Here is a 23,308-nt window from a genome sequence, read left to right as displayed (position 1 = left end):
ACAATTGCGGTGAGGATGGACTTGCGGACCGATGACCAACCAGGTCCCTGACGGGATAACAGTGACGACACCTAATCCAGCCGACGCGGGATCGGGTGAGGTAATCGCCTCACCCATCCCAGAGCCGGAGCCCATCTCCACCAACCCCTCCAAGGGCGCGAAAGTGCGCTTGGGAGACCGCATTTTCCGTGGTCTCTCCGAAGGATCGGGCATCCTGATCGTCGCGCTCATCGCGGCGATCGGGGTGTTCCTCCTGTGGCGGGCCATCCCCGCGCTGGCCCGCAACAAAGAGAACTTCTTCACCTACGGCGGCAACTGGGTCACCACCGACACCTCGGCGATGCACTTCGGCATCTTCGACCTGTTGCAGGTGACGGTCTTCGTGTCGCTGTTCGCCCTCGTGCTCGCCATGCCGGTGGCACTGGGTATCGCGATCTACCTGACCCAGTACGCCCCGAAGCGACTGGCGGGCCCGCTGGCCTACATGGTCGACCTGCTCGCGGCGGTGCCGTCCATCGTCTACGGCGTATGGGGCCTGTACGTGCTGGCGCCGGTGCTCAAGCCCTTCGCGATCTGGCTCAACGAGAACCTGAACTGGCTGTTCCTGTTCAAGACGGGAACCGCGTCGGTGGCCGGCGGCGGCACCATCTTCACCGCGGGCATCGTGCTCGCGGTGATGATCCTGCCGATCATCACCGCCGTCAGCCGGGAGGTGTTCATGCAGACGCCGCGCGGCCAGATCGAGGCCGCACTGGCGCTGGGCGCCACCCGCTGGGAGGTCGTGCGCACCACGGTGTTGCCGTTCGGTCTGTCCGGCTACATCAGCGGTGCGATGCTCGGCCTCGGCCGGGCGCTCGGTGAGACCATCGCGCTGCTGATCATCCTGCGCGGCACGCAGACCGCGTTCGGATGGTCGCTGTTCGACGGTGGCTACACCTTCGCCAGCAAGATCGCCGCCACCGCAAGCGAATTCAACGATCAGTACAAGGCCGGTGCCTACATCGCCGCCGGTCTGGTGCTGTTCATCCTGACCTTCATCGTGAACTCGCTGGCGCGCGCCGCGGTCGCAGGCCGGGGTGCCAAGTGATGAGCGCTCGCGCGAAGAACAGAGGAACACGATGACCTCCACATTGGAACAGCCGGTCAAGGCGCCCGCCTTCCAGGGTGTCAGTGCGCGCCGGAAGGTCACCAACAACGTGGCGACCGTGCTGGTGACGGGGTCGGTGCTGGTGGCCTTGGTACCGCTGGTGTGGGTGCTCTATTCGGTGATCGTCAAGGGTTTCAACGCCATCACCGCGCCGACGTGGTTCACCAACTCCCAAGCCGGGATGACGACGTTCAGCGCCGGCGGCGGCGTCTACCACGCGATCGTCGGCACGCTGCTGCAAGGCCTGGTGTGCTCGCTGATCTCGATCCCGATCGGTGTGTTCGTGGCCGTCTATCTCGTCGAGTACGGCGGCAGCACCCGGTTGGGCAAGCTCACCACCTTCATGGTCGACATCCTCACCGGTGTGCCGTCGATCGTCGCCGCGCTGTTCATCTACGCGCTGTGGGTGGCCACGTTGGGCTTCGAGCGGTCCGGCTTCGCGGTGTCGCTCGCGCTGGTGCTGCTGATGATCCCGGTCATCGTGCGGGCCACCGAGGAGATGCTGCGCATCGTCCCGATGGATCTGCGCGAGGCGAGTTACGCACTGGGCGTGCCGAAGTGGAAGACGATCATGCGCATCGTCATCCCGACAGCGCTGTCGGGCATCGTCACCGGTGTCATGCTGGCCCTGGCCCGCGTGATGGGGGAGACCGCACCGCTGCTGGTCCTGGTGGGCTACGCCCAGGCGATGAACTTCGACATGTTCGGCGGGTTCATGGGATCGCTGCCCGGCATGATGTACGACCAGATCTCGGCCGGCGCCGGCGCCAACCCGGTGCCCACCGACCGGCTGTGGGGAGCGGCGCTCACCCTGATCCTGCTGGTCGCCCTGCTCAACATCGGCGCGCGACTCGTCGCCAAGATCTTTGCCCCCAAGAAGGTTTAGAGGAGTGAACTGCCATGGCAAAACGGCTTGATCTCAAAGACGTCAACATCTATTACGGGGCGTTCCACGCGGTGGCCGACGTCTCGCTGTCGGTTCAGCCGCGCAGCGTGATGGCGTTCATCGGCCCGTCGGGCTGTGGCAAGTCGACCGTGCTGCGCACCCTCAACCGCATGCACGAGGTCATCCCCGGCGCCCGCGTCGAGGGCTCGGTGCTGCTCGACGGCGAGGACATCTACGGCGCCGGCGTCGACCCGGTGGGTGTGCGCAAGACCATCGGTATGGTGTTCCAGCGCCCGAACCCGTTCCCCACCATGTCCATTCGCGACAACGTGGTGGCCGGCCTGAAGTTGCAGGGCGTGCGCAACAAGAAGACCCTCGATGAGGTCGCGGAGCGTTCGCTCAAGGGTGCCAACCTGTGGAACGAGGTGAAGGACCGCCTGGAGAAGCCGGGTGGTGGCCTCTCCGGTGGTCAGCAGCAGCGGCTGTGTATCGCCCGCGCCATCGCCGTTCAGCCCGACGTGCTGCTGATGGATGAGCCCTGCTCCGCACTGGACCCGATCTCCACGCTGGCCATCGAGGACCTGATCTCGGAGCTGAAGCAGGACTTCACCATCGTGATCGTCACGCACAACATGCAGCAGGCCGCCCGGGTGAGCGACCAGACCGCGTTCTTCAATCTCGAAGCAACGGGTAAGCCCGGCAGGCTGATCGAGATCGACGACACCGAGAAGATCTTCTCCAACCCGACGCAGAAGGCCACCGAGGACTACATCTCGGGCCGCTTCGGCTAAAGCGAGCCACTCAGGGAACGAGCACCACCCGGGTACCGGACGGTTCGGCGGCCGTCCAGGCCTGCGCTACCTCGGCCAATGGCCTTGTGGCCGTGCGTAGTTCGAGGGTGCCGGCGGCGACCATGTCGAACAACCGGGGCAACGCCTCGGTGCGGACCCGCATCAGCACCTCGGGTGGGACGCTGCCGATGCCGACACCGGACAGCACGATGCCGGTACCGCGCAGGATCCCCGCGGGCAGCGTCAAGGTCAGCCCGGCCATCGACCCGATCTGGATGAACCGGGTGGCGTGATAGTGCGCCGCGGGGTGGCTCGCGGCAAGGGCGGAAAGCACCGTCTCGGCGGGCTGTCCCCACAGGTAGTCCAACACGGCGTCGAAGGGCTGCTCGGCGTGCAGGGCGGATACCCGGGCGCCGAGGTCGTCCTCGCCCAGCGCGATCGCCTCGTCCGCCCCGACGGTGCGCAGCCAGTCCAGTCGGGCGGTGTCGCGGCCGGCGACGACCACACGGCCCGCGCCGAACACCGACTTGGCCAGTTGCACCGCCATCGAGCCGGTGACGCCGGTGGCGCCGAGCACCAGCACGCGCTGGCCGGGCCGCAATGCCGCCGCGTGTTCGAGTGCCGTCCATGCCGAGATGCCGGGATTGGGGACGGCGGCCGCGGTGACGGAATCGACTGCGGCGGGCAACTCGACGGCGCCGTGGGCGCTGATCAGGGTGCGCTCGGCCATCATGCCGTAGGGCGCGACCGCTCCGGTGTACACCCGCCGCCCGTCCTGAAGGCGCGCCACCCCGTCGAAGCCGGGGATGGCGGGAAGGGTGAGTTCGCCACTGGCGTAGTGCTTTCCGCTGACCAATCCCTTGGTGAGATTCGTCAGTGCGGAGGCTTCGACGGTGGCGGTCACCGTCCCCTCACCGGCCTGTGGATCAGGGAAGTCGGCGTAGGCGGGAACCTGGCCGAATGATCTGACGACGGCTGCTTTCATGGCGCTCCTCAAGTTTCCATAGAAATGGTTTCTATGGAAACAATGTATGCGGACGGGGTCGGGATGGCAAGATTGTTTCCATGAAAACCAAGTCCGCCCTGGTCGACGCGATCAACGCGCTGATCGGCGCGGTCGGCGACAAGTTCGACACCGACGAGGACGGTGACCCGGAACGCGATTTCATCGCCGCCCGTTGTCCGAAGCGGTTGGAGGGTACGGTCCGCGCGCTACCGACCCTGTCGATGCACCTGCTGGCCGCGATCGCCGACGGCCCGCTCAGTCTGGTCGGGTTGGCCGCGCGGTCGGGTCAGCTGAAGGGGACGGTGTCCAAACACGTGCAGCGCCTGGTCGAGGCCGGGCTGGTGGAGCGCACACCGGTGCCCGGCAACCGCAAGGAGATTGCGCTCGGCCTCACCGCGGACGGGGAGCTGGTCACCGCCGCACACGGCGAACTGCATGACGAGATGGACCGCGGCATGCGCGAGTTCCTGCAGCGCTACAGCAATGCGGATCTGCAGGTGCTGGAGACCGTGTTGCGGGACTTGCTGGCCGCACGCAAGGACGGGGTGCGGATCGTCCCGGGCGGGGGCTAGCGCGGATCGGCGTCGTCGCCCTCGGGTAGCTGACCGGTGACCTGGAAGATCACCCGGCGGGCCACCTCCACCGCATGGTCGGCGAAGCGCTCGTAGAACCGGCTCAGCAGTGTCACATCGACGGCCGAGGTGACACCGTGGCGCCACTCCTTGTCCATCAGGACGGAGAACAGATGGCGATGCAGATCGTCCATCGCATCGTCCTCTTCGCGGATCTGGGCCGCCTTCTCCGGATCCAGGGTGCGCAGCACCTCCTGGGCGCTGTTGCCCAATTCGACTGCGACCCGGCCCATTTCGGCGAAGTAGCCGTTCACCTCTTCGGGCAGCGCATGCTGCGGGTGGCGACGACGGGCGATCTTGGCCACATGCAGGGCCAGCGCACCCATCCGGTCGACGTCGGCGACGATCTGGAGGGAGCTGACGATCGCGCGCAGGTCACCGGCGACCGGGGCCTGCAGTGCCAGGATGACGAACGCCTCTTCCTCGGCTTCCTTGCTGATCTCGGTGATGCGCTCATGGTCGGTGATCACCTGTTCGGCGAGCACCAGATCGGCCTGGAGCAGGGCCTGAGTGGCGCGTTCCATCGCCTGACCTGCCAGGCCGCACATTTCGCCCAGTCGATCGTTGAGGCCGTCAAGCTGCTCGTGGTACGCGGTACGCATGGCGATAAGACTACGGTTGCGACGCGGGATCGTCACGATGCCGCAGGTGAACTCGCGATGAATGGCCGCAGGCGGCGGTGTGCGGCTATTCGCAGGTCGTGTCGGCCGCGTTGGTGACGGTCAGGTCCTCGGGCAGGCGCGTCGGCTCGGTGGCGCCGCCGTGGACCAGGTGCACCTGCACCGCCGAGCCACTCGGCAGCGGTGGGGTCACCGCGCGGTAGTCCGAGCCCAGCACGACGCGCACCACACTGCCCAGGCCGGTCGTCCGTTCCACTGTGGCGTTGGAGAACGAGGAAGCCACGGTCGCGGCCGCCTGCTCATTGCCCGGGGCGAAGAACACCGTCGTCGAGTTCAGCGGCCCCGGATAGTCGTCGGGAGCATCGACGTTGAACCCGTGCTGCTGCAGGGCTGAGGCGGCGTCGGCGGCCAGGCCGTTCTCGCCGGTCGAGTTGGACACCCGGACGGTGACCAGGCTGGGGTCGGTGGCCACGGCGTCGACCACCTCGGCGGTGCCCGGTGCGGGCGCGCTCGGCGCTTCCGGGGTCTGCGGGACCGGAGTGTTGTCGGCGTTGCGTTCCTCGGGCAGCGGGTCGTCGTTGATGATCGCGTCGAAGAGCGCATGGACGTCGTCGGTGCGCGGCGGCTCGTTGCCGTCCGAGTCCGTCTGCCCGGTGGTGGGCACCGTGATGAAGCTGATCCGCCCGGCGTTCACACCTTGGATGGACTGGCCGAGGTCCACCAGATCCTTGGTCTTGATGTTGTCGACGTAACTGTCCTGGATGAACATGTTGACGACGTTGTTGAGCTTGCTCAGCGAGAAGAACGTGTCCTTGGAGATCAGCGAACGCAACAACGAGGACAGGAACAGCTGCTGGCGTTTGATGCGGCCGTAGTCACCGTTGAGCTCCGTGGTGACCTGGCGGGCCCGCACATACTGCAGCGCGGTGTGCCCGTCCACGATCTGCCGACCGGCAGTGGACAACACGGTGCCCAGTTCGTAGTCCTCCAGCGGGGTGGTGCTGCACACCTCGACCCCACCGAGGGCGTCGACCATCTTGGCGAAGCCGGCGAAGTCGACGGCCATGAATCGGTTGATCGACAGGCCGGACAGCTTCTGGATGACCTTCACCAGGCATTTGGGGCCGCCGAAGGCGTAGGCGGAGTTCAGCTTGGTTTCGGTGTAGACCTGGTCGGGGCCGTACTCGCCGGTGTCCTCGTCGTAGACCGGGCCGTATTGGCCGGTGGCGGGGTTCCACGCCTGGCACTGGATCGGGTTGATGGCGAGGTCGCGCGGGAACGACACCGCCACGACCCGTTTGCGGTTGGCCGGGATGTTCACCAGCATGACGGTGTCCGAGCGTGCGCCTGCGGCATCGTCGGTGCTGCCCGCACCCATATCGCTGTTGGCGCCGATCCGGCTGTCGACACCGACGATGAGGAAATTCTCGTCCCCGAACTGGGCGGTGGGGTCGACGATATCGCGCGAGTTGAGGTCCAGTGCGGACACCTTGTTGAGGCTGTTGTTCTTCATCGACTGCCACTGCCAGGCCCCGCCGGTGAGTGCCAGCGCGCATACCGCGATGAGCGCCGCGGCGACCCGGCCGATGATGCGGGCCCGGCGGTGGGTGCCCCGTGGAGCCGCGGGTGCGGAGGTGGTGTGGGCCGGTCGGTCCGGGTGGGCCAGGGCCAGATCGGGAAGCACGGAGGTGTAGTCGGAGGCGTAGGCCGACGCGATGTGGATGACCTCGGTGTCCGTATCGCCTGTATCGCCTGTGTCCGCCGGTGCGACGTGGGCGTCATCGAGCAGGGGGGTCGCGGCCGCCGGTTGCTCGACGGACGGCTCGGGCGCGGGTTCGGGGCGCCGCCGGCGACGGCCGCCGGTGCCCGACTCGTTGGCCAGCTTGGCGATCAGGTCGGCAACGGCGACGCCATCGGTGTGGTTACCGGCGCCCTCCACGTCGGGTCGGCGATCGGGCGGCAGCACACCCTGGGCGCGCTCCCACGGCGCGGCGCCTGGTCCCGGCGGGGTCGATCGGGTAAGCCGCTGAGAACGCTGAGAAGGATCCGTGCCGTCCTCATCGGACGGCTCCGGGGGACCCCAAAGACCGGGAGTGGCGTTGTCGCCGTCACTCATGTCGTACCGGCCTTCGACGTTCGCGGGGACGTGCGCGCCGTTGCACACGCGTGGTCGTGGGGGCTGCATTGTTGTCTAGCAGCCCGGTACCCCCTTCCGCCAGCCGGAAGGGGTGAAGTGGGACCTCATCGTACTGAGACAACCTGAGCGTCAGCCAGCCCGAGGAAGCGACAGGGCCATCTCAATATCGTTTCAGACGCAACTATGTCAGGGGTCGGATCAGCCGCCGGAGTGCATCACATCGGCACCTTCGGGCACCGTGAGATCGTCCGGATCGTCGAGCCAGCCTTCGGGCAGCGTCACCGAGGACGGTGAGCCCTGTCGGCCGCGCGGGCCGGACGCAGCGGGCGGGAACGGCACCTCGCCGTCGAGCTCGCCGAGCAGCGCGTCGAGTTCATCCAAGGTCTTGACCAGTGCCAGCGCCCGGCGGAGGTCGGCGCCGGCCGGGAAGCCGTGCAGATACCAGGCGATGTGCTTGCGCATATCGCGCATGCCCTTGTCCTCGCCGAAGTGCGCGGCCAGCAGGGCGCCGTGGCGGCGCATGATGTCGGCCACCTCGCCGAGGGTGGGCGGGGTGGCGATCGGTCGGCCGGTGAACGCCGCCGACAATTCGGCGAACAGCCAGGGCCGGCCCAGGCAGCCGCGACCGATGACTACTCCGTCACATCCGGTCTGTTCCATCATCGCCAGTGCGTCGTCGGCGTTGAAGATGTCGCCGTTGCCCAACACCGGGATGGTGGTGACGTGCTGTTTCAGCGCGGCGATCTGACTCCAGTCGGCGGCACCGGAATAGCGCTGGGCGGCGGTGCGGGCGTGCAGCGCGACGGCGGCCGCGCCTTCCTGCTCGGCGATCCGGCCGGCATCGAGGTGGGTGTGGTGGGCGTCGTCGATGCCGATCCTGAACTTCACCGTCACGGGAACGCCGGAACCTTCGGCTGCGCGCACCGCGGCACCGACGATCTGGCCGAACAGCCGACGCTTGTACGGGATGGCCGAACCGCCACCGCGGCGGGTCACCTTGGGCACCGGGCAGCCGAAGTTCATGTCGATGTGGTCGGCCATGCCCTCGTCGACGATCATCTTCGCCGCGGCATAGGTGGTGTCCGGGTCGACGGTGTAGAGCTGCAGCGACCGCGGCGACTCCTCCGGCGCGAAGGTCGTCATGTGCAGGGTGACCGGATGGCGTTCGACGAGCGCGCGGGCCGTCACCATCTCGCAGACATAGAGGCCGCTGACCGTCCCGGCGCGGGCCTGCTCGAGCTCGCGGCACAAGGTACGAAACGCCACGTTGGTGACGCCGGCCATCGGGGCCAGCACAACGGGGGAACGCAACGATATCGGCCCGATCCGCAGGGATCGGGCCGACGTCGGACGGTGGGTGGTGAGAGTCATCCCGCCGCGGAGGTCGACACCAGGAGGTTCTTCATCGCCTTCTTCTCGGCGATCTTGCGCTCGCGTTCCAGCCGGCGTTCCTTGGCCACCTCGAACTTCACGCAGGTCTCCTCGAGCTCCTGCACCAGCAGCCCCAGGTCGTCGCGCAGCCGGGCACCCTCGCCGGTGAAGTCCTCGCGCTCGAAGATGCGCCACTTCTTCAGCACCGGCATCACTACATCGTCCAGGTGGATCCGCGGGTCGTAGACACCGCCGACGGCGATGATGACGGCCTTGCGGCGGAACTCCGGCACCGTGTATCCGGGCATCTTGAAGTTGCGCAGCACCCGGTGCAGCGATTTCATCGCCTGATTGGGGACCAGGTCCAGGCCCGCGGCGCTGATATCGCGGTAGAAGATCATGTGCAGGTTCTCATCGGCGGAGATGCGGCCCAGCAGCTGGTCGGCGACGGTCTCCTCGCAGGCCTTGCCGGTGTTGCGGTGCGAGACGCGGGTGGCCAGTTCCTGGAACGTCACGTAGACGACGGAATCGAAGAGGGTCGACGCGAACAGGTCGCCCTGCTGGTTCTGGCCGGGTGAGAAGCCGCGGGTGACCTGCTCGACGCGCAGTTCCTCCAGCTCGATCGGATCGATGGCGCGGGTGACCAGCAGGTAGTCGCGCAGGGCGATACCGTGCCGGTTCTCCTCGGCGGTCCAGCGGTTCACCCACCAGCCCCACGGGCCGTCCATGGTGAAGTTCATCGCGATCTCGCGGTGATACGAGGGCAGGTTGTCTTCGGTCAGCAGGTTCTGCACCATCGCGGTCTGGGCGACCTCGGAGAGTTTGGACTGCTCCGGATCCCATTCCTGACCGCCGAGCGCATAGAAGTTCTTGCCGTCCGACCACGGGATGTAGTCGTGCGGGTTCCAGTCCTTGCGCATCGACAGATGCCGGTTGATGTTCTGTTCGACGACGGGCTCAAGTTCTCGCAACAACTGCACGTCGGGTAGATCTTGCGGCACGTTCGCTCCCAGTTATCTGTACCTGTTGGTAGCACTCAATATATCTGTGGACTCCGGTTACATCAAGTTCATGGCCCGGGCCGTCATGTAACGGTTTTCGCACGATTGCGAATCCCGTCGACGTCGACGGGAAGGATGCGGCCCACCACAAGGCACGTTACGCTCTGGCGATTACAACAAAACCCTGAGTAATGGGAGTAGGGCCACACGTGAAGAAGCTGATCGTTTTGGGGTCGGGCACAGTCGGTGCGCTGGCGGCCGCCACCGCGCTTTTCGGTACCGGTGTGGCCGCTGCCGATGACTACGCCGGGCAGACCTATAGCGATGCAAGCTCCGCGGCAAGTAATGCGGGCCAGAGCGTCGTCGTGGCGGCCCGGGTCGGGGACAAGCTCAGTGAGGGTGACTGCATTGTCACGCGCTCGCAGACCGCGCCCTTCGCCAGCGCAAACGACGGTGTGCATGTGTCCAGTCAGGTTCAGTTCTATCTGAACTGCGCGGGCTCGTACGCGACCGCCACCAACCCCGGTTCCTCGGTCGCCAGCCCGGACGGCCGTGCCGCGAAGGCTGCCGCCGACGAGGCCGCCGCCAAGGCTGAGGCGCAGCAGAAGCAGGCCGAGCTGGAGGCCGCCTCCCAGCAGGAACAGGATCTCGCGCAGGTCAGCACCCCCGACCAGTAAGTCGGGGGTCAGTGCGTCGCGGCGCGGCGTAACACCAGGTCACTGCAGTAGTCGATGAACTGCTGCCGGGTGGCCGACAGACGGTTGTCCAGGTAGGCGGTGAACAGTGCCGTCAGGGCACCGACCAAGCCGGTGGCGATCATCTGTTGGCGCGCGGGGTCGCTCACGTGGCTCAGCCGGCTCTGCAACAGCCCGATGAAAGTGGGCATCCAGTCGGCGCCGGATCTGGTGAGCACCGGTTCGCGTTCCGGGGCCAGCAGCAGCACCCGTCCCCGCGTCGGATCGTCGACCATGAGGGCCACGAATGCCTCCACGGCCTCGCGCGGTGTGCTCGACGACGCCAACGCCGTCATTGCCGTGGTGCATACGTCGTCGTATACGGCGCGCACGAATTCGTCTCGGTCGCTGAAGCTTTCGTAGAAGTAGCGCTCGGTGAGACCGGCTGCCCGGCACACTGCGCGCACCGTGAGGCTGGGCCCCTCCGGGCCGCCGAGCAGCGTGACGCCGGCGGTGATCAGCTCGCTGCGCCGGAGCGCCTGACGGTCGCGCAGCGGAACTCCCGACCAACGGCCTCGTCGTTGACCAGACGGCGCACTGCTCCTAAGCTCCATAGTGACAACGAGTGTAGTCAGAATATGGCTGCCCCTGAGCGAAAGGGCGTCCGTGGCACAAGAGACGTCGCCGACATGCCCGGCAGCCGACGATGCTGCACTCGCCGCGGGTTGCCCGGTGTCTGCGGGTGGTTATGACGCGCCGCCGGTCCCGCTCGGCCCGGACTCGTTGACCTGGAAGTACTTCGGTCAATGGACCGGCCTGTTCCAGGGCACCTGGGCCGGTTCGATGCAGAACATGCATCCACAGCTGGGTGCAGCGGTGAAGGACCACTCGATTTTCTTCATGGAACGGATCCCGCGGCTGATGCGGTCGATCTATCCCATCGGCGGCGTGGTGTTCGACGGCTATCGGGCGCCACAGACCGGCGCCGAGGTACGCGATTACCACATCGGCATCAAGGGCGTCGACGAGCAGGGCCGCCGCTACAGCGCGCTGAACCCGGAGGTCTTCTACTGGGCGCACGCGACGTTCTTCAAGTCGACCCTGCTGGCCGCCGAGAAGTTCGGCGGCGGGATCACCGAGGCCGACAAGCGTCAGCTGTTCTCCGAGCACATCACCTGGTACCGCATGTACGGGATGAGCATGCGGCCGGTCCCCAAGAGCTGGGAGGAATTCCAGGAGTACTGGGACCACATGTGCCGCAACGTATTGGAGAACAACTACGCGGCGCGTGAGGTGATGGACCTGTCGACCATGCCCAAACATCCTTCGCTGCAATGGATTCCGGATTGGCTCTGGGCGCAGAACCTGAAGATCATGCAACGGTTCCTGACGTTCATGACGGTGGCACTCTACGACCCGCCGATCCGTGACCTGATGGGTTACACCTGGTCGCCCCGTCAGCAATGGCTGCACGACCGGCTGTGTGCGGGGATCACGCTGGTCACCAAGTTCGGTCCCAAGCGCAGGTTGATGCATCCGCGGAAGCGTTCCGCGATGGACCGGGCGACGGGCCGGATTCCGGTGGACTCGCCACTGGTGCAGACCCCGGCACGGAATCTGCCGCCGGTCGAGTACCGCGACAGCCCGAATTTCTACTGCCCGAAGGTCGGCTGACACCAGGGCTGAATCGTACTGCCGGGGCGTGGCAGCGGCATGCGGACTGTCGATCGTCCGGTCGTGCGTTCTGGTTACGCAGGCGTCAATCAATTTGCTGACTGCGGTTCGGCATCCACCCTGGCTGCAGAGCCGGGGCGGGCCTGCGCGACCTGGCACCTGCCGTGACCACGGTATCGCGGGCGGTGGGCCATCGGCGTGGCCGCGCCCGGGGACCGAAATGACCGTGCTGGCCAGAGCCGGGACCGTCGCGTAACCTTTGCTTGACAGTTCCGACGGGGCCTTAGTTGTGTCAGGAGAAGGATGTCCACGTCACTGCGCGTCTGGTATTCAGCGGTCTTCGCGGTGGGCGCCGGCGCCATCGTGGCCGGAGCTGTGCTGGCTCAGCCCGCGCAGATCACCGCTGCGGGGGATCCCGTCCCGACACAGGCCGGCGTGGTGCTGATGTCGGCCAACCCCACGGTGTCGATGAAGGTGCAGGCCGGCGCCACTCAGCAGTGGCTGACGAAGTTCATGCCGGCCTTGGGGCGTGTCAACGACTCGATCAAGAGCCTGCAAGCAGCGGCCGAGGGGCAGGACTTCGGCGCGATGCAGGCCTCCTGCAACCGGCTGTCCAAGGCTGCCGGGGATATCGAGGCGATGCTGCCCGCGCCGCGGCGCGATATGACGGCCGCCCTGCAGAGTGCTGTCGACAGCTACCAACAGGCCGGGGCGAAGTGCGACACGCTGACCGCGGAGGGCGGCCAGGCCGCGGTCCAGGCGATCGGCGTCGACGTGAAGAACGGTATGACGGCGATGGATCAGGCGACGACGATCTACAAGAACGCGGCCGGGCCCGGCTAGACGCAGGCTTCGGGTGCTGCCATCGGTTGGCTTTGGTCTGACCGTCGATTCCGCTGGGTGGCGGGCAGGTTAGCGTGGTGGACATGCAGCGCCCGGAACTTCTCGGCGACCGGTATGAACTGCGGGGACTGCTGGGCCGCGGCGGTATGGCGGAGGTTCACTCCGGCTGGGACGTCAGGCTGGGCCGTGCGGTCGCGATCAAACTGCTCTCTGCGCCGCTGAGCGCGCAACCGGACAGCCGGCGACGGTTCGACGTGGAGGCGCGGGCGGCGGCCGGTCTGAGTCATCCGCATGTGGTGGCGGTGCACGATGTCGGCGAATACCGGACCACCCCCTACATCGTCATGGAACGGTTGTCCGGACGGACGCTGGCCGACGCGCTCGACCACGGCCCACTTCCGGACCATGCGGTGCGGGCACTGCTCGACCAGGTGCTGTCCGCGCTATCGGCGGCGCACAGGGCGGGCGTGTTGCATCGCGACATCAAACCCGCGAACATCCTGCTGACCGAAGACGGATCGGCGAAGGTGGCCGACTTCGGAATCGCCAAGCTTGCCGATTCGGCGGACACGATGACCGGCCAGATCTTCGGAACCATGGCCTACCTGTCGCCGGAGCGGATCGCGGCGCGGCCGGCGACGGTGGCCGATGACCTGTACGCCGTCGGGGTGGTGGGCTACCAAGCGCTGTCCGGTCGACTGCCGTTTCCGCAGGAGAATCTCGCCGAACTGGTCCGCGCCATCTCCGAGGGGCTGCGTCCACCACTGGCTGCTCTGCGGCCCGATGCCGACCCCGCGCTGGTGGACGTCATCGAGCGGGCACTGGCGCGAGCCTTCGGCAGCGCAACCGAGATGCGTGCCGCGTTGCCAGGTGGGCTGCCGGTGCGCCCGCCGACCCGGGTCCTGGAGAGTCCGCCGGTCGATCCGACGACGAGGGTGGTCCCGGTGCGGCGGCGCCGCCGGCGTCGGCCGGTGATCGCGGCGATCGGAGCCATCGCCGTCGTGGTGATGGTGGTGGTGGCGTTCGTCGTGGATTCCGCGTCGCGGCCCAGCGCCCCCGAGCCGGCCGGTTCGACTACCTCCGAGCCTTCGCCGCCAACGACTTCCGTGCTGCCGCCGCCGTCGTCGGCGCCTGTCCCCACGGACCAGCAGGGCCCGCCGAAGGATCGCGGTGGCGGTAACGGCAAGGGAAATACCAACGGGCACAAGCCAAAACACAGTCAAGGCGGATAGTCGTCAAATATGTTCGGCGACAGGTGAAATCGCGCGCATGAGGGTGTGAGGTCCTTGTAGCGTGGCGGGTACCTCGCCGAAACGGGGTGGCAACGGCGACGCGGTGTCCTTGACGCATGAGCATCTACGCGCAGATCGGCGGGGCGGAGGCCATCGAGACCGTCGTCGAGGACTTCTACGTCCGTGTGCTCGCCGACGACGAGCTGGCGGGCTTCTTCACGGGAACGAACATGGCCCGGCTCAAAGGCAAACAGGCCGAGTTCTTCGGTGCTGCTCTGGGTGGGCCCGACCCTTACACCGGCGCACCCATGCGTCAGGTTCATCAGGGGCGTGGGATCACCCCGCACCACTTCGCTCTGGTCGCCGGGCATCTGTCGGACAGCCTGACCGCCGCCGGGGTACCTGAGCCGCTGGTGGCCGAGATCATCGCCGCGGTCGCGCCGTTGGCCGACGAGATCACGACGGCGCGCAGCGCCTGAATCGGGTGGTGGTGCCCCCACCAGGGCTCGAACCTGGGACCTGCGGATTAAAAGTCCGTAGCTCTACCGACTGAGCTATAGGGGCGTGGAGCAACAGAATACTGCCTGCCGCCCGACGGTCGTCGTCAGGTGGTCCCGGAGGTGGTCTGAGCTGGGAAGGGGGATCCCGTTTGGGATTTCCGGCGGTGGTGTCCTAAGCTATCGAAGCTCTCAACGGAACGTAGTTGCGAGTACCCCGGAGGAATTCGGATTAGGCCCCCATCGTCTAGTGGCCTAGGACGCCGCCCTTTCACGGCGGTAGCACGGGTTCGAATCCCGTTGGGGGTACGCAACGCGGAAACGCGGAGCACGCAGGAAAGCAAGGCCCTGTGGCGCAGTTGGTTAGCGCGCCGCCCTGTCACGGCGGAGGTCGCGGGTTCGAGTCCCGTCAGGGTCGCAGTATTGCGGCGTAAGGCTCGCTCGGTCGAAAGACCGGCGCCTTCCGGCCAGGTAGCTCAGTTGGTACGAGCGTCCGCCTGAAAAGCGGAAGGTCGCCGGTTCGATCCCGGCCCTGGCCACCATTCTTTCCCTGCATCGACACGGGTCTTGCACTCGGTTGTCAGTCTTCTTCGTCCGGTTCTTGGCCGGTCTTGGGTGCATGAATCTCGGTCGCATGAAGCTGATCGAGGTTCGTCGCGACCTGGTCCAGCTCGTCGGAGTAGAGGTCGCTGTAGATGTTCGCGGTCACGGTCGGCGTGGAGTGGCCCATGGTCTTCTGGACATATCTGAGGTCGGCGCCGGATTTGCGGGCCAGGCTGGCGTAGGTGTGGCGTAGATCATGGATGGTCAGTGGCGCTAGGTCGGTCTTCTTGAGGGCTTTGTTCCAGTGGGTGTGGCGACGCCAGTTGTTGGAGCGCATCATCGCGCCATTGGGTGAGGTGACTGCGGGCTCGTCTGGTTCCCGCCCGGTGATACGCCCCTTGAAGATGTCGACCACGACTTGGGGGAGCGGGACGGTTCTAATGCCGGCTCGGGTCTTGGGCGGCCCGATAACAATGTGGCCTTCAACTTCGGGTGCCGCCCGTCGGACGTAGAGCCGACGAGCCACGAGGTCGATGTCCTTGACCCGGAGGCCGACGAGTTCGGACCAGCGCAGGCCGGTGTAGGCCAGGATCGTCACCACGTCGCCCTGATCCCCGCACGCGACAGCGAGCTTCTGGACCTCTTGAGCGGTCAGGTATCGGTGACGTTCCCGCTCGGGAATGCGGCCAGCCGAGACGCCGAGGGCGGGGTTGCGGTGGATTCGGCCGTCCTGGTGTGCGACGTCGAGAATCGACCGGAGCAGGCGCAGTGTCGATACCTTCGCCCACGGCCCGACTGTCAGGCCGTCCACGAAGGCCTGGACGTCGGCGCGGGTGATCTCGTCGACGGGCACGTGACCGAACCGCGGCTTGATGCGCAGTTCCCAGTGCTGGGTGTAACCGCTCCAGGTCTTCGGCGACACCGCCGGCCTCTTGGAGTCGGAGAACTGCGTCCAGATTCTGCTGAGCGGCGTCCGACCAAGGCGGGGGTCGAACCGTCGGGCGCCGAGCGCGGCTTCGTTGTCCCGTTCGGACTTGAAGGCCTTTGCCTCCCGCAGGGTTGGGAAGGTCGCCGATGTTTCCACCCAGCCGGATGGGGCGTCGGGGTCACGGATCAGGTAGCGGACTTGGTAGCGGGGCTCGCCGGCGGCGTTCATCCGTTTGCGGATGCCGCGCGGAGTGTTGCCGGCCATTACCGACGCACCTGTTTGAGCCAGGACCGGACTTCGGCCGCATCCCAGCGGCGCACCCGCTCCGAGAGGGTGTAGCAGGGCGGCCCGATCTGCTCGCCCGTGGTTTCGCGGAGTGCGGCCCAGCGGTTGAGCGTCGCGGCGGAGACGCCGAGGAGCGCCGACACCTGATCCGCGGTCAGCAGCTCAGGAAAGCTACCGGTGGACACAAGCGCTTCTCGGAGACCGTGAATCACCATTGCGTCACCTCGCTGCTCGGATTGCATCGAACCCGTTATTCACTGCGCTGCCCTCCTGCGATCCTTGACCTTCCGTATTGCCGCGCAGTGGAGCGGATCTGGTCGTCAGACCAGTAGTCGGATCGGACCTTGGTCGCATGGCCGTCCTCGGCGATGATGTAGCCGGTGCCGGGTCTGTCGGGGCTGATTCGGTGCGCTGGCGCTTTCTCGGCCATGCCGTCACCGAGGACCATCGTGACTTCTTCGCGCGATCGCAGTCGAAGCGCGATGGTTTGGGTGAACAGGCCTCGCATCGGCAAGATTTCCTTGCGGGGGTCCTGCAGGAACGCGGCGACCACGATGCCCAGCGCACGACCCTTGGTCAGGATTCGTGACAACGAGGCGGCGGCTTCCTTACGCAGGGCTGGGTCGCTCATGTAGGCAGTCAGCCCGGCCAGCTCGTCGATCAGCAGCACGACCAGCGGTGAGGCCTTGGTCGGCCGGTGCTCGCGTGTGCCGCCGGCCATCTCCCTGCCCCGCTTGTCCATCAGCATCTCCAGCCCAGCAAGGGTTGCCACGGCGTCGGCCTCGGTGGTCGCGATCTTGGTGAATAGCCCTGCACCGATTGATAATTCGATGCCGTACTTCAGGTCGATTCCGATGAGATGAACTACTCCGGCGGCGGCGGCAGGACCAAGCCCGCAGGCGATGCCCCAGAAGACGGAACCTTTGCCTGCACCCGAGCAGCCCACGGTAAGGATGTGTCGGCCGCTCAAGGGAAGGATCCAATCGGAACCGTCCTCGCGCCGTCCGAGCGTCACCCGTGTTGTTGTCACCGCCATTGGCGGCGCTGCGTGACGTACCGTCGACAACTGCTCCCGCTTGATCAGCTCGATGCGCAGCGTCCCCGGCGAGACGACAACCGCCCGCGCCGAATGTGCGCCAGCAGCGTCACGGATCGCAGGGACTGCGCGCTCCAGGTCTTCCACGGTTTGTCCCATCCTTGCCCGCACCGTGAGCCGCAGGGTGGTCTGAGACACCTCTGTTCCCAACAGCTTTGGATGAAACCAGCGGGTCGAAGTGACCTGGCGCCCCTCTTTGTCGCGACGCGTCACCTGTTCGGAGGCGGACAAGCCGCAGCGCTTGCAGAGCCTGCGCCAGGAGATGTACGCCCACAGTCGCCAGCTCAGGAGTGTGGCCGGTGTTGCGAACCGTTCTTCGAACGTCTCAGGTGAGTGCAGTCGCCAGTAGATGAGGACGGCGGCACTGACTCCCACGATGATCGCCACCCACAGGCCGAGAGTGGCGAGGAAATTCACGACGTGGTCGAGCCGGAACGGGGTGTCGGGATCGAGCTGTGCGTAGGGATCGGGATTCATGCCGACTCCCGATTTGTCGCTGCGCTCGTGGACGGCTTGCCCGGTGCCCTCATGTCGGAGGCTCGAAACGACCAGGCGATCCGGGAGAAGTCACCCGATTTCTCAACGTAGGGCAGCGCCATGAGACCGTCGAAAACCACTGGGGTAAAGGGTGTCCCGCTGGAATTGGCGGGCGCAGAGGGCTGCGTCGGTGATGCGAACTTGACCGTCACCGTTCGGCTGCGCTTTGGTGCCGCCGGATCGCCGTCGAGCACTTCGACCTGCCACATCGGCAAGCCGGTATCGCGATCCCTGGCCTGCACGCGGTTCTCGCCGGAGGACTTGTCGAAGTCGATCATGGGCGTCACCTCGGATACGAGGAACGCGCCGAGGGCGAACACCTGGTCGTGGCCGACCTGGAGCCATTTCGGGATGGACATTGCTGAGCCTTTCGAGTGGATTGGACTAGATGACTACTCAACCTAGTCGTCTAGAGGAGTAAGTCAAGCGCTCTGACGCACTTGGTCGTTTCGCGACGTTTCAGCGCGCCGAGAAGTCGTATTCCAGCAGGTAGGCAGATGCCACCTTCACTGTGTCGCACACCTCGACGGCTACGTCGTTGGTGTCATAGGCAGTCCGAACCACGGTGAGAACAGGCGCCCCTGGCGGAAGTTGCAAGGCGCGGCGTTCTTCGGGAGTGGGCATTCGGGCGCCGACCTCTTCAGTGAATCTCGCGAGGGTGTGGCCGGCCTCTTCGAGGCGCGCATAAATGCCGCCCGGCCCGGTATCGGTCTGTTCGATCTTGGTTCCCCTGGCGAACGCGGCAGGAATGTAGGAGGTCGCGGTTTCGACTGGTTTGCCATCGGCGAGGTAGCGCCGTGATCGGACCACGACTTCCTCGGCAGAAGGCAGTCGAAGGCGTTCGGCGACAATCGAATCCGGTGTCTCGCGCGTCACGGTGATGTTGTCGACCTGAGGTGCGTAGCCGGACTTCTCCGCTTCGACGGTGAATGCTGCTTTGCCGCTGGTGCGATGTTGCCGCGCGAAGCGATCGGATGCGAGCCGCCGAATTGGGGGAGCGGGTCGCACGAACACGCCCCGACCGTGCTCGGAGATCACCAGGCCTTCGGCGCGCAGTTCTTGTACTGCCTGGCGGACTGTCATCCGCGCGACCCCGAAATGCTCGATCAGCTCGGCCTCAGAGGGCAGACGCCCACCAGCTTCGAGCTGGCCAGAACTGATGGCGCCGCGCAACATGCTGGCGATCTGCCGATATGGCGGCTTATCGTCCGCTCGGTCGATCTGGCCAAGTTGCAGCACCTGAGAGCCTCCCCATACATGTCTAGGCGACTAGTCTAGGGAAACGACACGTCCCCTGTCACTACAGAACCAGGACGGAGAGGGAGTCTCGCATGGCAGCCACACCGAAACATTCGGTCAGCGTCGCCGGCATCGTGGTCCGCGATGATGGCCGGGTCCTCGTCATCAAGCGCGACGACAATGGCCACTGGGAGGCGCCGGGGGGAGTCCTCGAACTGGATGAATCCTTCGAGGCCGGTGTTCAGCGTGAGGTGCTGGAAGAGACCGGCCTTGAGGTTGCCGTCGAGCGGCTGACGGGTGTCTACAAGAACTTGACCCACGGAATCGTCGCGTTGGTATACCGCTGCCGGCCGGCCGCTGGTGAGCCCCACGCAACCGACGAGGCTCGGGAAATCCGTTGGATGACAAAGGAAGAAGTTCAAGGAGTGATGGTACCGGCGTTTGCGGTGCGCGTCTCGGATGCATTCGAGGAAGCGCCCCAATCGCGGGTCCATGACGGGGTCAAACTCGTGTAAGGGGGCGTCACGCAGCAGGATCCTTCAGAGTCTTTAAGCATTGCCGGATCGGAACGCGTTATTGGCCGAAGTGAAACGAATTACACGGGCGATTCAACGAAGACGTCTTCCGGAGATTGCGTGACCCAACGAAAACTACGCGCTACCCGCAGCATCCTCCGAGGCCGTGGCCCTAAGCCGTTCTGCCAGCATGCGCGCGATAGGGGAAGCTACGGCATTCCCGATGGCTCCCATCCCGCGTGACCTTGGTACGGGAAACTCGTAACTATCCGGGAAGCCCTGGATTCGAGCGGCTTCTCGTACAGTGAGGTAGCGAACGCGGCCATCGTCGAAACGGATCATCGCTTCGCCTCCGCTCACTCCGTGAACGCCGGCTTTGATAGTCTTTGCGGGCCAGTCGAATGGACTGCCAGAATGCTTTGGATAGACTCGAGCTCCTGGTACACCGCGGTGATTTGAAACACCGATGGCCTCAATACCATTCAGCGGTTCAGGCAGTCCGCGGACCGCATCTCGGATCGTCTGCCAGCGGCCTTTGTCGGGCCGTCCGCGTTCCTTCAACTGGCCAAGTCGAAACTCCAAACCTTCAGGCTGCTCAGGCATCGCCAATTTGTGATCAGCCCAGTAGTCGCCGGTCACCCACTGGTCGTAGAGGAGTGCATCACGCGAATGGTCGCCGTCAATGTTCTCCGGAAATGTCTCGGCGCCCGGCAAGTCATCGCGTATCGCGATCAGGAACACACGTCGACGGGCTTGTGGCAATCCGAAGTCGGCGGCGTCAAGGAGATGCTCACGTACGACGTAGCGCAGAGAACGAGGACGTGCCCTTTGAATGCGGCCGTCATGGTCAGTCCAGAGCTCCCCGTCTTTCGCTACTACAGTCGGCTTTTCGAGTTGACGCTTGATGTATGCGAAGTACGGAGCGAAAGACGGACGCGTCAAGCCCGGAACGTTCTCGAAAATGACAAACTTCGGCTGGAATTTCCGAACCGCATCGAGCGCTGCTGGAAACATGTTGCGATCGTCTTCGTCACCTGCGTGAACGCCTGCGAGTGAAAAAGGTTGGCACGGTGGGCCACCTGCGACTAAATCGACATCGCTAGTCTCAATGGTCGGCCGTTTTAGCCATCGCCTGACATCCACTTCATGTACGAGCTCTTCACGCCACAGATCCGGCTGAAGTCGGGCGTTGTGACGCAATATTGCTGCCGCAGGCTTGAACCACTCCACTAGGGCAAGGTGTTGAAACCCAGCTTGGCGTGTACCGAGCGCCATACCACCGCCACCTGCGAAGAGTTCGACGGACGTGAGCGAGCCAGTCATACAGCCTCGCCCGTCGTCTGGCTGCGGACCACAGCTTCAACGCGATCCGCCGCCCCACTGACATCCTTCTCGATGTCAGATGCCCAGATACGGATCACGCGCCATCCGGTCGCCGCTAAACGCTCATCCACTTCGCGGTCTCGTTCGATGTTCCGCCGGATCTTCTCCTTCCAGAAGTCGGAATTCGCGTGCTCAAACTCATCTTCGAACGAAGTGAATCCACGGACTTTCCAGCCATTGCCATGCCAACGGTCACCGTCAACGAAGCACGCAACACGAGCAGGTCCGAAAACGATGTCGGGCCTTCCGGTGAGAGTGGAGGTTAGTCTGTAACGGAGGCCGCGGCTATGAAGTTCGCGCCGCAGCAACATTTCCGGCCGAGTATTGGCATTCCTGACGGCGGCCATAATCCGTGAGGTCATTGCCGGATCGCGCGTCATAACTTCTCGCCATCCAAAGGCCTCCGGTGCGCGGCTTGGTAATAAGTGATCTTGATCGCGCACCGCCCAGCGATGCGTGAGTGCCGTACCTTATCGGCTTGGGGGATCGGCCGCTCCATGGTCTCCATGAGGATGATGCAGGCGGTGTCCTGCGGATGGTCGGCCAGGTAATTGATCGATGCCCACACAAGGTGGCGAAGATTCTTGGGCGACTCCCAGGAAACGTAAGTCGTGACTCCATCAGCGATGGCAAGGCAGTGGAAAGGCTTCACGCCATAGGAGTTTGTGATCACCGATGCACGGGCGCCGAGTGCGTGGGTCACTAATTGCTCCGGTGTGGCGCTAGGTGACCCGCCGAACTTTGCGTATCGGCCGGCACCAAGGCACGCGCGTCCGTACTCCTTCATCGGGCCATCTTTGATCCAAGAGCGCGCGTTCTCACTACTCATGTATTGAGTTAGCACGCCGCCGATTTCGGCGTCCTTTACCCATTCGTCGTACTGGGTGGTTCGAGCGCTCGGGGGGAGATACCCCCAATCAATCCGGTGCGCTGCGTCGTATAGCGCCTTCACCACGGAGTCGAGTTGGTCCCGCGGAACGCGGCGGGAATCGCTACTCATGAGGCTGGCAAGTCCGGGTCGATAAACTGCAGTCGCACATCATCATTGGCGGTCTCCAAGTCAGCTGCGTCTAGTATCCACTGCTCTAAGAGTGACTCCACTTTGGCGTTGCTGAAAGTGATGTGTGGCTGAGGAACGTGAGAAATGACTTCAATCTCCTCGGCGTTAGTTTGGCGACGAAGGTTTAGGAGTGCCGCGACTCGTCGAAGGTCACTGACGAAATCGAGTGCGATTACTTTATGTTTGCCCTCACGGAGTCGAAGTCCGCGACCCAACTGTTGGACGAAAATCCGGCGGCTATGCGTAACACGGGCAAAGCAGATGATGTTGACATCTGGCACATCGACTCCTTCATTCAGGATGTCGACAGCCGTCAGAATCGGTACGCGTCCAGAACGAAAGTCAAGAAGTCGTAGCTGGCGCTCACGAATCTTTAGACCATCATGAACGGCTTGCGCTCTTCTCCATTCCGGGCTCCGACGAAGAAGTTCGGCCATGCGCTCCGCATGTTCCTTTGTCTGGCAAAAGACGATCGCGCGTGGGTCGAGCGTAGAACGCCAGGCCTCCGCTAGCTCATCGACAATCGCTTCGTCACGCTGCGGAAGGAAGAGTCTGGTGTTCAATTCCTTCATAGAGTACGAACGGTGTGAGACATCTTTGACGACTTCCCAATCAATGTTGTCCAAGAACAACCGGTAGTCGACCTGAGCGAGATAACCCAGTCGCATACCATCACCGATGCCTAGCTTGTAGGAAGCTGCGCCAAAGTGATTCTCAATGTCGTAGCTGTCACCCCGCCACGGTGTGGCAGTCACGCCGAACTGGCTGACCTCAGACAGTTCACCGAGCAATCTCCCATACTGTCCGTCTTCTCCGACATGGTGCGTTTCGTCGATCATTACAAGCGATGGCCGGTAGCCGGCTAGCGCAACGTTGAGTGCGCTCGCGACGGTTGCAAAAGTCACGCCCCGAAGGTCTTTCGGCTTCTCGTCCCCAGTCAGCACCTGCGTCTTGACGGTCTTCGGAAGGTGACGCCACATTGCGCGCTCAAGTTGCGCCACAAGATCCTTCGTGTGTGCGACCACGAGGATATCGGCCTCTGAATCGAGAGACAGGTGGTGCGCAATCACCTCGCCCCCACCACGGTCTTACCCAGACCAGTCGCGAGAACCAACAACGCCCGGCCTTCGGTGTCCAGGTCATCGACTAGCGCGGCAACCGCATCGCTTTGGTAGCTGCGCAGCCGAATTCGCGCAGGATGGCACGGGGCC

At 64.8% G+C, this 23,308-nt stretch carries 26 protein-coding genes and 4 tRNA genes; 13 read left to right on the top strand and 17 right to left on the bottom strand.

Annotated elements, in window-relative coordinates; all coding sequences use genetic code 11:
- The first annotated feature begins 31 nt into the window (after nucleotides 1-31).
- From pstC to pstB, 3 genes are read left to right on the top strand one after another with little or no spacing between them, the layout of a single operon-like run.
- The gene (gene pstC / locus FHU31_RS23380; protein WP_167163069.1) at nucleotides 32-1,087 is read left to right on the top strand and encodes a phosphate ABC transporter permease subunit PstC; all 1,056 of its coding nucleotides are present in this window, start codon (nucleotides 32-34) and stop codon (nucleotides 1,085-1,087) included.
- Nucleotides 1,088-1,118: 31 nt separating this feature from the next.
- Entirely contained in the window at nucleotides 1,119-2,033 is a 915-nt protein-coding gene (gene pstA, locus FHU31_RS23375; protein WP_167163067.1) for a phosphate ABC transporter permease PstA, read from the top strand.
- Between the two features lie 14 nt (nucleotides 2,034-2,047).
- Complete coding sequence (pstB, locus tag FHU31_RS23370; protein WP_167163065.1) at nucleotides 2,048-2,824, top strand: phosphate ABC transporter ATP-binding protein PstB; 777 nt, start codon at nucleotides 2,048-2,050, stop codon at nucleotides 2,822-2,824.
- Between the two features lie 10 nt (nucleotides 2,825-2,834).
- On the opposite strand, the gene FHU31_RS23365 is transcribed toward pstB, so the two are convergent.
- Complete coding sequence (locus tag FHU31_RS23365) at nucleotides 2,835-3,809, bottom strand: quinone oxidoreductase family protein (protein ID WP_167163063.1); 975 nt, start codon at nucleotides 3,807-3,809, stop codon at nucleotides 2,835-2,837.
- Between the two features lie 80 nt (nucleotides 3,810-3,889).
- Here FHU31_RS23365 and FHU31_RS23360 point away from each other — a divergent pair, with 80 nt between their 5' ends.
- Complete coding sequence (locus tag FHU31_RS23360) at nucleotides 3,890-4,402, top strand: MarR family winged helix-turn-helix transcriptional regulator (RefSeq protein WP_167163062.1); 513 nt, start codon at nucleotides 3,890-3,892, stop codon at nucleotides 4,400-4,402.
- Here FHU31_RS23360 and phoU read toward each other — a convergent pair.
- From phoU to FHU31_RS23340, 4 genes are all read right to left on the bottom strand, one after another.
- A complete protein-coding gene (gene phoU, locus FHU31_RS23355; protein ID WP_167163060.1) occupies nucleotides 4,399-5,064 on the bottom strand; it encodes a phosphate signaling complex protein PhoU in 666 nt (221 codons plus the stop codon). The two genes, FHU31_RS23360 and phoU, sit on opposite strands and share 4 nt — an antisense overlap.
- A gap of 85 nt (nucleotides 5,065-5,149) precedes the next feature.
- Nucleotides 5,150-7,198, bottom strand: coding sequence for an LCP family protein (locus FHU31_RS23350; RefSeq protein WP_167163058.1), 2,049 nt, complete (start codon nucleotides 7,196-7,198; stop codon nucleotides 5,150-5,152).
- A 219-nt stretch (nucleotides 7,199-7,417) separates the two neighbouring features.
- Nucleotides 7,418-8,590 carry a tRNA dihydrouridine synthase DusB gene (gene dusB / locus FHU31_RS23345; RefSeq protein WP_167163056.1) on the bottom strand — a complete coding sequence of 391 codons (1,173 nt, stop codon included), beginning with the start codon at nucleotides 8,588-8,590 and terminating at the stop codon, nucleotides 7,418-7,420.
- Nucleotides 8,587-9,591: an acyl-ACP desaturase gene (locus FHU31_RS23340; RefSeq protein ID WP_167163054.1), complete on the bottom strand. Its 1,005-nt coding sequence runs from the start codon at nucleotides 9,589-9,591 to the stop codon at nucleotides 8,587-8,589. The genes dusB and FHU31_RS23340 overlap by 4 nt, the downstream gene beginning before the upstream one ends.
- A gap of 209 nt (nucleotides 9,592-9,800) precedes the next feature.
- Between FHU31_RS23340 and FHU31_RS23335 the strand changes: the two genes are divergently transcribed.
- Complete coding sequence (locus FHU31_RS23335; protein ID WP_167163052.1) at nucleotides 9,801-10,268, top strand: hypothetical protein; 468 nt, start codon at nucleotides 9,801-9,803, stop codon at nucleotides 10,266-10,268.
- 8 nt (nucleotides 10,269-10,276) lie between these two features.
- On the opposite strand, the gene FHU31_RS23330 is transcribed toward FHU31_RS23335, so the two are convergent.
- Nucleotides 10,277-10,879, bottom strand: a complete 603-nt coding sequence (locus FHU31_RS23330; protein ID WP_167163050.1) for a TetR/AcrR family transcriptional regulator — start codon at nucleotides 10,877-10,879, stop codon at nucleotides 10,277-10,279.
- A gap of 52 nt (nucleotides 10,880-10,931) precedes the next feature.
- Between FHU31_RS23330 and FHU31_RS23325 the strand changes: the two genes are divergently transcribed.
- The 4 genes from FHU31_RS23325 to FHU31_RS23310 all read left to right on the top strand — a co-directional run bounded on the left by FHU31_RS23325 (nucleotide 10,932) and on the right by FHU31_RS23310 (nucleotide 14,493).
- Nucleotides 10,932-11,939: an oxygenase MpaB family protein gene (locus tag FHU31_RS23325; protein WP_090354497.1), complete on the top strand. Its 1,008-nt coding sequence runs from the start codon at nucleotides 10,932-10,934 to the stop codon at nucleotides 11,937-11,939.
- Nucleotides 11,940-12,242: 303 nt separating this feature from the next.
- Entirely contained in the window at nucleotides 12,243-12,782 is a 540-nt protein-coding gene (locus tag FHU31_RS23320; RefSeq protein WP_167163048.1) for a hypothetical protein, read from the top strand.
- 83 nt (nucleotides 12,783-12,865) lie between these two features.
- Nucleotides 12,866-14,014 (top strand): serine/threonine-protein kinase, encoded by a 1,149-nt coding sequence (locus FHU31_RS23315; protein WP_167163047.1) that lies wholly within the window; start codon nucleotides 12,866-12,868, stop codon nucleotides 14,012-14,014.
- Nucleotides 14,015-14,130: 116 nt separating this feature from the next.
- Nucleotides 14,131-14,493 carry a group I truncated hemoglobin gene (locus tag FHU31_RS23310; RefSeq protein WP_167163045.1) on the top strand — a complete coding sequence of 121 codons (363 nt, stop codon included), beginning with the start codon at nucleotides 14,131-14,133 and terminating at the stop codon, nucleotides 14,491-14,493.
- Between the two features lie 9 nt (nucleotides 14,494-14,502).
- Here FHU31_RS23310 and FHU31_RS23305 read toward each other — a convergent pair.
- A tRNA-Lys gene (locus tag FHU31_RS23305) sits at nucleotides 14,503-14,578 on the bottom strand.
- 169 nt (nucleotides 14,579-14,747) lie between these two features.
- Between FHU31_RS23305 and FHU31_RS23300 the strand changes: the two genes are divergently transcribed.
- From FHU31_RS23300 to FHU31_RS23290, 3 genes are all read left to right on the top strand, one after another.
- Nucleotides 14,748-14,820 (top strand) — tRNA-Glu (locus FHU31_RS23300).
- 35 nt (nucleotides 14,821-14,855) lie between these two features.
- A tRNA-Asp gene (locus FHU31_RS23295) sits at nucleotides 14,856-14,929 on the top strand.
- A gap of 47 nt (nucleotides 14,930-14,976) precedes the next feature.
- A tRNA-Phe gene (locus FHU31_RS23290) sits at nucleotides 14,977-15,053 on the top strand.
- Between the two features lie 38 nt (nucleotides 15,054-15,091).
- Here FHU31_RS23290 and FHU31_RS23285 read toward each other — a convergent pair.
- The 5 genes from FHU31_RS23285 to FHU31_RS23265 form a co-directional block, all read right to left on the bottom strand.
- Nucleotides 15,092-16,246, bottom strand: coding sequence for a site-specific integrase (locus FHU31_RS23285; protein ID WP_167163042.1), 1,155 nt, complete (start codon nucleotides 16,244-16,246; stop codon nucleotides 15,092-15,094).
- Nucleotides 16,246-16,482: a helix-turn-helix transcriptional regulator gene (locus tag FHU31_RS23280; protein WP_005139256.1), complete on the bottom strand. Its 237-nt coding sequence runs from the start codon at nucleotides 16,480-16,482 to the stop codon at nucleotides 16,246-16,248. Before FHU31_RS23280 ends, FHU31_RS23285 begins: the two co-directional genes overlap by 1 nt.
- 35 nt (nucleotides 16,483-16,517) lie before the next feature.
- Nucleotides 16,518-17,840 carry an FtsK/SpoIIIE domain-containing protein gene (locus FHU31_RS23275; RefSeq protein WP_167163040.1) on the bottom strand — a complete coding sequence of 441 codons (1,323 nt, stop codon included), beginning with the start codon at nucleotides 17,838-17,840 and terminating at the stop codon, nucleotides 16,518-16,520.
- The gene (locus tag FHU31_RS23270; RefSeq protein ID WP_167163038.1) at nucleotides 17,837-18,259 is read right to left on the bottom strand and encodes a plasmid replication, integration and excision activator; all 423 of its coding nucleotides are present in this window, start codon (nucleotides 18,257-18,259) and stop codon (nucleotides 17,837-17,839) included. The genes FHU31_RS23275 and FHU31_RS23270 overlap by 4 nt, the downstream gene beginning before the upstream one ends.
- A 100-nt stretch (nucleotides 18,260-18,359) precedes the next feature.
- Complete coding sequence (locus FHU31_RS23265; RefSeq protein WP_167163036.1) at nucleotides 18,360-19,139, bottom strand: GntR family transcriptional regulator; 780 nt, start codon at nucleotides 19,137-19,139, stop codon at nucleotides 18,360-18,362.
- A 92-nt stretch (nucleotides 19,140-19,231) separates the two neighbouring features.
- Here FHU31_RS23265 and FHU31_RS23260 point away from each other — a divergent pair, with 92 nt between their 5' ends.
- Nucleotides 19,232-19,654: an NUDIX hydrolase gene (locus tag FHU31_RS23260; RefSeq protein ID WP_167163035.1), complete on the top strand. Its 423-nt coding sequence runs from the start codon at nucleotides 19,232-19,234 to the stop codon at nucleotides 19,652-19,654.
- Nucleotides 19,655-19,789: 135 nt separating this feature from the next.
- Here FHU31_RS23260 and FHU31_RS23255 read toward each other — a convergent pair whose 3' ends face one another.
- From FHU31_RS23255 to FHU31_RS32215, 5 genes are read right to left on the bottom strand one after another with little or no spacing between them, the layout of a single operon-like run.
- Nucleotides 19,790-20,977 (bottom strand): DNA cytosine methyltransferase, encoded by a 1,188-nt coding sequence (locus FHU31_RS23255; protein WP_167163033.1) that lies wholly within the window; start codon nucleotides 20,975-20,977, stop codon nucleotides 19,790-19,792.
- Nucleotides 20,974-21,417: a very short patch repair endonuclease gene (locus FHU31_RS23250; RefSeq protein WP_167163031.1), complete on the bottom strand. Its 444-nt coding sequence runs from the start codon at nucleotides 21,415-21,417 to the stop codon at nucleotides 20,974-20,976. The genes FHU31_RS23255 and FHU31_RS23250 overlap by 4 nt, the downstream gene beginning before the upstream one ends.
- Nucleotides 21,414-22,037, bottom strand: a complete 624-nt coding sequence (locus tag FHU31_RS23245) for a hypothetical protein (RefSeq protein WP_167163029.1) — start codon at nucleotides 22,035-22,037, stop codon at nucleotides 21,414-21,416. Before FHU31_RS23245 ends, FHU31_RS23250 begins: the two co-directional genes overlap by 4 nt.
- On the bottom strand, nucleotides 22,034-23,167 hold the full coding sequence (locus FHU31_RS31900) for a helicase-related protein (protein ID WP_208411340.1): 1,134 nt from the start codon (nucleotides 23,165-23,167) through the stop codon (nucleotides 22,034-22,036). Before FHU31_RS31900 ends, FHU31_RS23245 begins: the two co-directional genes overlap by 4 nt.
- The gene (locus FHU31_RS32215) at nucleotides 23,164-23,280 is read right to left on the bottom strand and encodes a DEAD/DEAH box helicase family protein (protein WP_420372089.1); all 117 of its coding nucleotides are present in this window, start codon (nucleotides 23,278-23,280) and stop codon (nucleotides 23,164-23,166) included. Before FHU31_RS32215 ends, FHU31_RS31900 begins: the two co-directional genes overlap by 4 nt.
- Between the last annotated feature and the right edge of the window lie 28 nt (nucleotides 23,281-23,308).

Source organism: Mycolicibacterium fluoranthenivorans (genome assembly GCF_011758805.1).
Classification (GTDB): domain Bacteria; phylum Actinomycetota; class Actinomycetes; order Mycobacteriales; family Mycobacteriaceae; genus Mycobacterium; species Mycobacterium fluoranthenivorans.
This window is presented reverse-complemented; position numbering and strand designations above follow the sequence as displayed.